Here is a 10,823-nt window from a genome sequence, read left to right on the forward strand (position 1 = left end):
CTCAGGCCAGCGAGACGGTGCCGGAGTACACGAGCACGGCCGGTCCGGACAGCGCGACGTGCTCGCCATCCTCGGCGGGGAACATCCGCACCCCCAGGACACCGCCGGGCACCTCGACGCGCCAGTGGTCCGGGGCGCCCCGCCCCGCCCAGTCGCGCACCGCGAGCGCCGTCGCGGCCACCCCGGTGCCGCAGCTCAGGGTCTCTCCCACGCCGCGCTCGAACACGCGCATGCGCACGCGCCCCACCCCGTCCTTCACGAGCGGCTCGTGCGGCACCACGAACTCGACGTTCGCCCCGTGCGGCGGAACGGGATCGACGTGGGGCTTCGCGGACAACTCGAGGCCGTCCAGCTCGTCCTCGGAGGCGAGGGCGACGACGACGTGCGGATTGCCGACGTCGATGCCGAGACCGGGCCGGGGGACGCTGAGGCCGCGGGCCGTCACGAGCGGGTCGCCGGGCTCGGCGCGCCAGCGGCCGAGGTCGACCTGGTAGCCGGTCTCGCTGCGCATGACGTCGCGGACGCCCGCGCGCGTGCCGATCGGCAGGGTGGACCCTGCCGGGAGCTCTGCGAGGCCCGACTCGAGCAGGTAGTGGACGAAGACGCGGATGCCGTTGCCGCACATCTCAGCCTTGGAGCCGTCGGCGTTGCGGTAGTCCATGAACCACTCGGCGTCGGGCTCCTCACCGAGGGATGCCGCGCCCTCCGGCAGGCGCGCGGATCGCACGACCCGCAGGAGCCCGTCGGCGCCGATTCCGAACCGGCGGTCGCACAGTGCCGCGATCTGCTCGTCGGTGAGGTCGAGCTCGCCCTCGGGATCGGCGACGATCACGAAGTCGTTCCCCGTGCCCTGTCCCTTGGTGAAGGCGATCTCGGTCATCCCGCCAGTCTATTCGGGGAAGACGCCCGTCAGTCGGGGATCAACCGGCGCCCGGTCACCCGCGTCGTCTCCCGCTGATATCCGAGGGCGTCGTAGTACTCGAGCACCGCGTCGTTGTCGGCGCGCACCATGAGCATCACCTTCGGACAGCCCAGAGCCTCGAGGAGGGCCTCCGCCTCCGCCACGAGCGCGCGTCCGATCCCCTCGCCGCGCCGGTGTCCGGCGGTCGCGAGGTAGTAGAGCCAGCCGCGGTGGCCGTCGTAGCCGGCCATGACGGAGCCGACGACCTCTTGGTGCTCCTCGGCGACGAGCAGGAGGTCGGGCCAGACGGCGCGCGCCCGCGCGATGTCTTTGTGCGGGTCGTTCCACGGTCGGGTCAGGCCCGCGTCCTGCCACAGTGCGATGACCTGCGTCTCGTCGGCGGGCTCGTACGTTCGGATGGAGACGGTCACTGATCGAGTCTGCCAGCCGCTTCGGCTACCGCCGACATCCCGGCCTGCTCAGGCGCGCGCCGCGAGAGCCGCGGGATCCGCCGTGCCGGCTTCGAACCAGGAGACGTCCGCGTAGCGCTTGAACCAGGACACCTGGCGCCGTGCGTAGCGGCGGGTGAGGGCCTGCGTCTCGGCGATCGCCTCGGCTTGGGTCAGCTCGCCCTTCAGCTGCGCCAGTGCCTGCGCGTACCCGATGGCCCGGGAGGCCGTCTTTCCCCGCTCCAGCCCCTGTTCGCGAAGGCGGGCCGTCTCGTCGAGCATCCCCTCGTGCCACATGCGCTCGACGCGGCGGTCAAGGCGCTCGATGAGCGCGGGACGCTCCATCCGCAGGCCGATCACGGTCGCGGGGCGCCACCACACCGGCTCGTCGGGCAGCGCGGCGCCGTGGGTCGCCTGGCCCAGGGCGAGGATCTCGAGGGCACGGACGATCCGCCGGCCGTTCTGCGGATCGACGCGGGCCGCGGTGGCCGGGTCCTCCCGCTCGAGCCGGGCGTACAGCGCGGCGGCGCCGTGGTCCGCGAGCTCGGCTTCCAGCTCGGCGCGCAGCGCTTCGTCGCGGGGCGGGAAGCGGAAGTCGAACAGCACGCTCGACACGTACAGCCCGGATCCGCCGACGAGGATCGCGTGCCGTCCGCGGGCGTGGATGTCCTCGATCGCCGCCCGTGCGTCCTGCTGATAGCGGGCGACGGCCGCGTCCTCGGTCACATCGAGCACGTCGAAGAGGTGGTGAGAGATGCCTCGCCGCTCACCGACGGGGACTTTCGCCGTGCCGATGTCCATGCCGCAGTACAGCTGCATGGCGTCGGCGTTCACGACCTCGGCGGCGGTTCCGCGGGACGCGAGCGCGTCGGCGAGATCGAGCGAGAGGTCGCTCTTGCCCGTGCCGGTGGCGCCGACGATCGCGAACAGCGCGGGCGTCGTCTCGTCTCGTTCGCTCACCGTGGTCGCCGAGGGCGACACATCACACGCTCACGCGGAGCGTCGGCAGGCCGAGCTTCACCGCACCACCGGCCGCGGCACCGGGGGTGGGCACGGCGCAGGACTCGGCCTGGGAGCGATCCCACGCGTCGCCGGCCCGGGTGCGGCGGATGCGCAGGGGCGCGCCATCGGCCGAGTCGGCGAGCAGGTGCGACGGCGCGGCGTGAGTGACCGTGACGGTGACCACGTCGCCGGGGCGCGGGATCGGCGATCCTTCCGGCACCTCGAAGTGGACGAGACGGTTGTCCTCGGCGCGACCGGTCAGGCGGTGGGTCGCGGCGTCCTTCTTGCCCTCGCCGGTGGACACCAGGACCTCGAGCGAGCGACCGAGCTGCTTCTGGTTCTCCTCGAGGGTGATGCGCTGCTGCAGGGCGACCAGCCGCTCGTAGCGCTCCTGGACGACCTCCTTCGGCACCTGGTTCGGCATCGTCGCGGCGGGCGTTCCCTCGCGGATCGAGTACTGGAACGTGAAGGCGCTCGCGAAGCGGGCCTGCTCCACCACGCGCAGCGTGTCCTCGAAGTCCTCGTCGGTCTCGCCGGGGAAGCCGACGATGATGTCGGTGGAGATCGCGGCGTGCGGGATGCGCTCGCGCACCCGATCGAGGATGCCGAGGAACTTCGCGCTGCGGTACGAGCGGCGCATCTCGCGCAGGATCCGGTCGCTGCCCGACTGCAGCGGCATGTGCAGCTGAGGCATGACGGCGGGCGTCTCGGCCATCGCGTCGATGACGTCGTCGGTGAAGGCGGCGGGGTGCGGGCTGGTGAAGCGGATGCGCTCGAGGCCGTCGATCTCGCCTGCGGCGCGCAGCAGCTTGCCGAACGCCTGACGGTCGCCGAACTCGACGCCGTACGAGTTGACGTTCTGTCCGAGCAGCGTGACCTCGATCGCGCCGTCGTCGACGAGCAGGCGCAGCTCGTTCAGGATGTCACCGGGCCGGCGGTCCTTCTCCTTGCCGCGCAGGCTCGGGACGATGCAGAACGTGCAGGTGTTGTTGCAGCCGACGGAGATCGACACCCAGCCGCTGTAGACGGAGTCGCGCTTTGTCGGAAGCGTCGACGGGAACGTCTCGAGCGACTCGAGGATCTCGAGTTCGGCCTCGCCGTTGTGGCGGGCGCGCTCGAGGAGGCTCGGGAGCGAACCCATGTTGTGCGTGCCGAAGACGACATCGACCCACGGGGCCTTCGTCTGCACGGCCTCCTTGTCCATCTGGGCGAGGCAGCCGCCGACGGCGATCTGCATGTCCTCGTGCTTGTCCTTGCGGGACTTGAGGTGACCGAGCGTGCCGTAGAGCTTGCCGGCGGCGTTGTCGCGCACCGCGCACGTGTTGATGATGACGACGTCGGCGTCGGTGCCCGCCTCGGCGCGGACGTAGCCCGCGCTCTCGAGCGAGCCCGACAGACGCTCGGAGTCGTGGACGTTCATCTGGCAGCCGAAGGTGCGCACCTCGTACGAGCGCGGGCGGCCGTCGGCGGTGAACGCGGCGGGCGACGGCTCGATGAGGGTGGGGGCGCTGGATGGCGTAGTCATGGCGTGCTCATTCTACGTTTCGGTTCCCGTGGGGGCCCCGAGCGGCGGATCGCCGCCGAATCAGTCGAACCGGACGCCCGAGCGCGGTCGACGGGCCTCGTCGAGAGCCGCACGTGCGGCCGACATCGCGAGCCCGCCGCCGTACCCGCGCCGGGCGAGCTGGCCGCTGAGGCGGCGCAGGGCCGTCTGGTCGTCGTAGCGCAGCAGGGATGTCGCCTTGCCGCGCGCGTACTCGAGCGCGCGCTCGAAGTCGTCGTCCGGAAGCTCGGCGAGGGCGCGCTCGATCGCCTCCCGATCGATGCCGCGCGCCGACAGCGCCTGGGCGATCGCGCGACGGCCCTGATTCTTGCGCTCCACGCCCGCGTAGACGAGCTGATCCGCGAGCGCGTCGTCGTCGAGGGCGCCGAGGCGCACGAGGCGATCGACCATCTCGTCGATCACCGCAGCGTCGAGCTCGCTCTCCCGGAGCTGGGCGCGCGCCTCGGACACGGACAGCGAGCGTCGGCGCAGCGCCTTGACCAGACGGGCCTCGGCCTGCTCCCGCAGTTCGTCGGCATCGGTCTCGTCGCCGTCGTCCTCGGGAAGCTCGACGAAGCGCGGACCGTCCGGCGACGGCGTCACCTGCAGAGGCTTCACCGCGGTGGGGCGACGATCATCCGGTCGCGATCCGAGATCGCGCCAGGTGGTGTGCCAGTCCTGCACCTCGGCGTCGTCCTCGGCCGGCGCGGCGTCGGAGCGCTCTGAGGCGCCCTGCGTCGCCGCGCCGCCGAAGAGCGGGATGACGGGGGCGAGGCGCTCGTCCTCGCCCCCGTCAGTCGACATCGCTCACCCCGGTCATCGAGCTCTGGCGCGCCATCACGCGGTGCGGCGCGCCGTGACGGCCTCGGCCGGGGCCTCCGCCGCGGGCGTCGGACGCTGGCCGATGCCGAGCTTCTCCTTGATCTTGTTCTCGATGTCGAGAGCGATGTCGGCGTTGGTGATGAGGAAGTTGCGGGCGTTCTCCTTGCCCTGACCGAGCTGGTCGCCGTCGTACGTGTACCAGGAGCCGGACTTCTTCACGATGCCGTGGTCGACACCGAAGTCGATCAGGCTGCCCTCGCGCGAGATGCCCGTGCCGTACAGGATGTCGAACTCGGCCTGCTTGAAGGGCGGGGCCATCTTGTTCTTGACGACCTTGACGCGGGTGCGGTTGCCGACCGCCTCGGCGCCGTCCTTCAGCGTCTCGATGCGACGGATGTCGAGGCGGACCGACGCGTAGAACTTCAGCGCCTTGCCACCGGCGGTGGTCTCAGGAGAGCCGAAGAACACACCGATCTTCTCGCGCAGCTGGTTGATGAAGATCGCGCTGGTCTTGGTCTGGTTCAGACCACCGGTGATCTTTCGCAGCGCCTGCGACATGAGGCGGGCCTGGAGACCGACGTGCGAGTCACCCATCTCGCCCTCGATCTCGGCGCGGGGAACGAGCGCCGCCACGGAGTCGATGACGACGAGGTCGATCGCGCCCGAGCGGATCAGCATGTCGGCGATCTCGAGGGCCTGCTCACCGGTGTCGGGCTGCGACACGAGAAGCTGGTCGATGTCGACGCCGAGCTTCTTCGCGTACTCGGGGTCGAGAGCGTGCTCGGCATCGACGAATGCCGCGATGCCGCCGGCACGCTGCACGTTGGCGATCGCGTGGAGCGTCAGAGTCGTCTTACCCGACGACTCGGGGCCGTAGATCTCGATGATGCGCCCGCGGGGCAGGCCGCCGACGCCGAGGGCGACGTCCAGCGCGATCGAACCGGTGGGGATGACCTCGACGGGCGCGCGCTCGTCGCTGCCCAGTCGCATGACCGAGCCCTTGCCGAACTGCTTGTCGATCTGGGCGAGGGCCGCGTCGAGGGCCTTCTCGCGATCGGCTGCTGATGCCATGACCTGCTCCTTCTCACTCGTGTATCCGTCGCCTGTAGGCTGTCGCGGCCATGGCGGAAGTGCCGGGGTCTGCGACAAGGCGCGTGGCTGATGTGCCACCTGTCACGCTAGGGAGGGCCACCGACATCGGATGCGGCGACTCCCCTGACGGGAGCAGATGAGCGGCATTCGCCACCTGTGGACGACACTACGCCGAGATCGAACGCATCTTCGATGACACGCCGGTGCGGCGCGAGCGGGATTCGAAGCGATTCAGCGACGTGGCTCGAGGCGTCCGACGCCGTAGCGCCGGCCAGGGGGCACGTCGGTCTCGGCGCACAGCTCGAGCCAGATCTCGCGCGGCGGCACACCGGTGTCGAGCGCATCCTGCGGAGTCAGCCCGATGCCGGGCAGCACGAGATCGCTCATCAGCGTCACCGCGCGCGCGCCGAACTCGTCGTCGACCGCGCGAAGGAACTCGCTCCGTCTCAACGCAGCGACAGCTCGGGGCCGACCTCGGCGACGAGGTCGTCGGGCACGACGTCGGGGAAGGGCTGGACGCCCTCCAGGACGGCGATGCGGTCGCCCACCTCTCGCATGATCGACGAGATCGGCACATCGAGGGCTTCCGCCACCGATGCCAGGATCTCGCTCGACGCCTCCTTCTGGCCGCGCTCCACCTCGCTGAGGTAACCGAGCGCGACGCTCGCCCTGCTGGCGACTTGACGGAGGGTCTGGCCCTTCTGCTGACGCATGTCGCGCAGAACATCGCCGATCTCTTGACGAACCAGGATCATTGCGGCCCCCTCCTCACTGCGTTCCCAACGGGTGCACCAGAGTACAACACCGATGGAGTCAATTTAATCCCGCTCGGATATGCGCAGGGTGAGAATCGGCCATGTTTCCTCGCATCGAAACACTTCTCGTCCCGGATCACTCCCGGATCACTCAGAAATCGCGTCCAGCGCGGCCCTGAGCGCGGCCTCGCACGCTGCTTCCCGGATCCGGGCGCGGTCGCCATCGAACAGGAACGACGCCACGCTCGACCGGTCCGGGGTCGCGATGCCGACGTGCACGGTTCCGACGGGCTGGCCGTCCGGAGACTCGGGCCCGGCGATGCCGGTTGTCGCGATGCCCACGTCGGCGGATCGGCCGGCCACCGACAGCGCGCGGCGCACCCCCTCGGCCATCTGCCGCGCCACCTCGGGATGCACCGGGCCGTGCTGTCCGAGCAGCGCGGCGTCCACGCCGAGCACCGACTGTTTGATCGCGGTGTCGTAGGCGACAACTCCCCCGCGCAGGCTCGCGGATGCCCCCGGGACGCCCACGAGCGACGACACCACGAGACCGCCGGTGAGCGACTCGGCCACCGCCACGGACCACCCGCGCAGACGCAGCCGCGCCAGAAGCCCGGCGGCGGTCGACGGCTCGGTCACCGCGCCCGACGAGCGCCGCGCAGCTGTGCCGCGACGTAGTCGATGCCGCTCGCGACAGTCAGCAGCACGACTGCCCACATCAGCACGAGCGTCACGAGCGTGAACGCCTGCTCGCCGATCAGCAGCCAGAACGGCAGAAGCGCCCACGACAGGGTGACGCCCTGCACGACGGTCTTGACCTTGCCCATCCAGGCCGCGGCGACGACGTGCTCGTTCGCGATCATCAGGCGGTGGATCGTGATCCCCCACTCGCGGATCAGGATGATCACGACCATCCACCACTGCGCCTCGCCGAGGATCGCGAGACCGACGAACCCCGCTCCCGTGAGCAGCTTGTCGGCGATCGGATCCCACAGCTTGCCGAAGTCGCTGACGATGTCGTAGCGGCGCGCGAGGTAGCCGTCCACCCAGTCGGTGGAGATGCCCACGACGAAGATGATCGCGGCGGCCCAGCGCAGGGCGAGATCCGCCGACCCGAGCATGCCGCCGAGCAGCAGCAGGATGAAGAACACGATCGCGAGCGGGATGCGGGCGATCGTGATCGCGTTCGGCAGCTGCCGGGGAATCGCCATGGTGTCAGTCCCGCCCGGTCAGCTGCCAGGCGTCTTCGTCGCCCTCGTCGTCCTCGACCGGGCGCCCACGGAACTGCGCCTCGATCGGGTCGTCGCCGTAGCGATCGTCATCCCCGCCAGCGGCCTCGGCCGGGGCTGCGGTCGCGCGTGCCGGCGGCTCCTCCCCCTTGATGCGGGCGAGGACCTCGGGCAGCTGCTCGGGCGTGACGAGCACGTCGCGCGCCTTGGATCCCTCGGAGGGGCCGACGATCTCGCGCGATTCGAGGAGGTCCATGAGCCGGCCGGCCTTGGCGAAGCCGACGCGCAGCTTGCGCTGCAGCATAGACGTGGAGCCGAACTGACTGGTCACGACGAGCTCGGCGGCCGCGAGGAGCACCTCGAGGTCGTCGCCGATGTCCTCGTCGATCTCCTTCTTCTTGGCCTCGATCGCCTCGGCGACATCCGAGCGGTACTCGGGCCGAGCCTGGCCGGTGACGTGCTTGACGACCCGGTCGATCTCCTCCTCGGTGACCCACGCGCCCTGGACGCGCAGCGCCTTGGACGAGCCCATGGGCGAGAAGAGCGCGTCGCCCTGGCCGATCAGCTTGTCGGCGCCGCCCTCGTCGAGGATGACGCGGCTGTCGGTGACACTCGTCACCGCGAAGGCGAGACGCGACGGGACGTTCGCCTTGATCAGGCCGGTGACGACGTTGACCGACGGGCGCTGCGTCGCGAGCACGAGATGGATGCCCGCCGCTCGCGCGAGCTGGGTGATCCGGACGATCGAGTCCTCGACGTCGCGCGGCGCCACCATCATGAGGTCGGCGAGCTCGTCGACCACAACGAGCAGGTACGGGTACGGCTTGAGCACGCGCTCGCTGCCGGCGGGAAGCTCGACCTCGCCCTTCGCCAGGGCGGCGTTGAAGTCGTCGACGTGACGGAAGCCGAACGACGCGAGGTCGTCGTACCGCATGTCCATCTCCTTCACGACCCACTGCAGCGCCTCGGCCGCCTTCTTGGGGTTCGTGATGATGGGCGTGATCAGGTGCGGGACGCCCGCGTAGTTCGTGAGCTCCACGCGCTTCGGGTCGACGAGCACCATCCGGACCTCGCTCGGCTTCGCGCGCATCAGGATGCTCGTGATCATCGAGTTGATGAAGCTCGACTTACCCGATCCGGTGGAGCCCGCGACCAGAAGGTGGGGCATCTTCGCGAGGTTCGCCACGACGAAGCCGCCGCCGACGTCCTTGCCGACGCCGACCGTCAGCGGATGCGCCGACTTCTGTGCCGCCGTCGAACGCAGCACGTCGCCGAGCGCAACCGTCTCGCGATCGGTGTTCGGGATCTCGATGCCGATCGCGCTCTTGCCCGGGATGGGCGCGAGGATCCGGACGTCGTTGGACGCCACGGCGTAGGAGATGTTGCTCTGCAGCTGCGTGATGCGCTCGACGCGCACGCCCGGGGCGAGCTCGATCTCGTACTGCGTGACCGTCGGACCGCGCGAGAAGCCGGTGACCTTCGCGTCGACCTTGAACTCCTCGAGCACGCGCGTGAGCTGCGCGACCACGCGGTCGTTCGCCTCGCTGCGCGCCACCGAGGGAGGGCCCGCGGAGAGCGAGGCAGGCGAGGGAAGCACGTACGGGGCCACCGGAGGCTGCGGACCCCGGGCACCGGGACCGTCGGTACCGAAGCCCAGCATGCCGGGGAGCTCGCCGGTGTCCGAGTCGTCGCCGTCGCCGACGAGGCCCGTGGAGCCGCGCTCGGCGAGCGCGCCCGTGACGCCGCTGATGGAGCTCAGCACCTGTGTTGCCGAGTCGCGCGGATCCTCATCCGGCTCTGCGACGACGATCGCCTTGTCGTAGCCGCCGTCCGACTGCTCCGACAGCAGCTCGGTCAGGTCCTGGGGCGAGTCGACGACATCCGGGTCCTCTTCGCGGCCCGACTTGTTGCGCCGCCACCACGGCACGTGCTCGTCGTCGGCGGACGGGTCGAGCACCTCCGTCGGCGCGGTCTCGTTCTTCGCCGCCTCGTCGGGACGCTCGGCCCCGAACATCCAGGCGTACAGCTCGCCGAGGCGACGCCCGATGCGGTTGGGCGGCGTCTTGGTGATGATCAGGACGCTGAGCGCCGCGACGAGCGAGAGCAGCACGTACGCGCCGATCTCGCTCAGCAGCATCGCGGTGGGCTCGCCCACCATCCAGCCGAACAGACCGCCCGCCTCGCTGAGGGCCTGCGGGCCGACGGACGGCTGGGGGCGCCCGCCCGCGATATGGCAGAAGCCGGCGACCGTGATCGCCAGGAGGCCGAACCCGATGCCGATGCGGCCGTTGTCGTGCACCGACGAGGGATGGCGGAACAGCCAGCCGGCGAGCAGCAGGAGCGCCACCGGGAAGACGAACGCCGTCCGGCCGATGAGGAAGCCGAACGTGTAGGCGCTGATGTTGGTGGCGACCTCGTTGCCGATGAAGAACCACTCGGTGACCGCGCCGGCGATCGCGAGCATCACCAGCAGCAGCGGGAAGCCGTCGCGCCGGTCGTCCTTCTCGAGCGCCTCGGGACCGAAGGCCCGGAAGATGCCGCCGACCGCGTGGCCGAGACCGTTCCACGCGCGCACGGCGAGCGGCGGCCGGTCAGTCGCCTCGAAGTACGGCTTGGCGGCCGGCTCCGGCTTCTTGCGCGCGCGCGAGCCGCTGGCGGCCTCGGGCTTCGAGGCCGCCCGACTCTTGCTCGCGGCCTGGTTCTTGGACGCGGCGGGCGTGCGTGGCATGCCTCCACGGTACGTCGGACCACCGACATCCCGCGGGAGCGACGCCGGAACTGCCGCGGATCGGGGCCCTGAAGGCCGGCGCGCCACATCCGTCAGGCCGGGGCCGGCACTGCCCACCTGCGAGCAAAGCGAGCGTGTCGCGGAGCGGCCCACCAGCGCGCCCCGGATGGAGCGTCAGCGACGTTGATACTGATAACGCCCCGCTCGGGTCTGACCCTGCCAGCGACTGACGCGATGTCTACCGGCTGATCCGTCGGCCCGGGCGGGGTGTCCTCCATGTGGCCGGCCAGGCGGACATGACC

11 protein-coding genes are annotated in these 10,823 nt (G+C 70.4%); all 11 read right to left on the minus strand.

Annotation, left to right across the window (positions count from 1 at the left end):
* Nucleotide 1: 1 nt before the first annotated feature.
* Complete coding sequence (gene dapF / locus IR155_RS10215; RefSeq protein ID WP_135114727.1) at nt 2–880, minus strand: diaminopimelate epimerase; 879 nt, start codon at nt 878–880, stop codon at nt 2–4.
* A 29-nt stretch (nt 881–909) separates the two neighbouring features.
* Nucleotides 910–1,332, minus strand: coding sequence for a GNAT family acetyltransferase (locus IR155_RS10220; protein WP_135114728.1), 423 nt, complete (start codon nt 1,330–1,332; stop codon nt 910–912).
* Between the two features lie 48 nt (nt 1,333–1,380).
* Nucleotides 1,381–2,310 carry a tRNA (adenosine(37)-N6)-dimethylallyltransferase MiaA gene (gene miaA, locus IR155_RS10225; protein WP_233441175.1) on the minus strand — a complete coding sequence of 310 codons (930 nt, stop codon included), beginning with the start codon at nt 2,308–2,310 and terminating at the stop codon, nt 1,381–1,383.
* 22 nt (nt 2,311–2,332) lie between these two features.
* Complete coding sequence (miaB, locus tag IR155_RS10230) at nt 2,333–3,877, minus strand: tRNA (N6-isopentenyl adenosine(37)-C2)-methylthiotransferase MiaB (protein WP_135114730.1); 1,545 nt, start codon at nt 3,875–3,877, stop codon at nt 2,333–2,335.
* Between the two features lie 60 nt (nt 3,878–3,937).
* Nucleotides 3,938–4,699 carry a regulatory protein RecX gene (locus IR155_RS10235; protein WP_135114731.1) on the minus strand — a complete coding sequence of 254 codons (762 nt, stop codon included), beginning with the start codon at nt 4,697–4,699 and terminating at the stop codon, nt 3,938–3,940.
* Between the two features lie 33 nt (nt 4,700–4,732).
* Nucleotides 4,733–5,788: a recombinase RecA gene (gene recA / locus IR155_RS10240; protein ID WP_135114732.1), complete on the minus strand. Its 1,056-nt coding sequence runs from the start codon at nt 5,786–5,788 to the stop codon at nt 4,733–4,735.
* A gap of 252 nt (nt 5,789–6,040) precedes the next feature.
* Nucleotides 6,041–6,259, minus strand: coding sequence for a DUF3046 domain-containing protein (locus IR155_RS10245; RefSeq protein WP_135114733.1), 219 nt, complete (start codon nt 6,257–6,259; stop codon nt 6,041–6,043).
* Nucleotides 6,256–6,564 (minus strand): helix-turn-helix domain-containing protein, encoded by a 309-nt coding sequence (locus IR155_RS10250; protein ID WP_135114734.1) that lies wholly within the window; start codon nt 6,562–6,564, stop codon nt 6,256–6,258. The genes IR155_RS10245 and IR155_RS10250 overlap by 4 nt, the downstream gene beginning before the upstream one ends.
* Before the next feature lie 147 nt (nt 6,565–6,711).
* Nucleotides 6,712–7,203: a CinA family protein gene (locus IR155_RS10255; RefSeq protein ID WP_194210324.1), complete on the minus strand. Its 492-nt coding sequence runs from the start codon at nt 7,201–7,203 to the stop codon at nt 6,712–6,714.
* The gene (pgsA, locus tag IR155_RS10260; protein ID WP_135114736.1) at nt 7,200–7,775 is read right to left on the minus strand and encodes a CDP-diacylglycerol--glycerol-3-phosphate 3-phosphatidyltransferase; all 576 of its coding nucleotides are present in this window, start codon (nt 7,773–7,775) and stop codon (nt 7,200–7,202) included. Before pgsA ends, IR155_RS10255 begins: the two co-directional genes overlap by 4 nt.
* 4 nt (nt 7,776–7,779) lie before the next feature.
* On the minus strand, nt 7,780–10,521 hold the full coding sequence (locus tag IR155_RS10265) for an FtsK/SpoIIIE family DNA translocase (protein ID WP_135114737.1): 2,742 nt from the start codon (nt 10,519–10,521) through the stop codon (nt 7,780–7,782).
* Between the last annotated feature and the right edge of the window lie 302 nt (nt 10,522–10,823).

Source organism: Microbacterium paludicola, from assembly GCF_015235415.1.
In the GTDB taxonomy this organism is placed as follows: Bacteria; Actinomycetota; Actinomycetes; order Actinomycetales; family Microbacteriaceae; genus Microbacterium; species Microbacterium paludicola.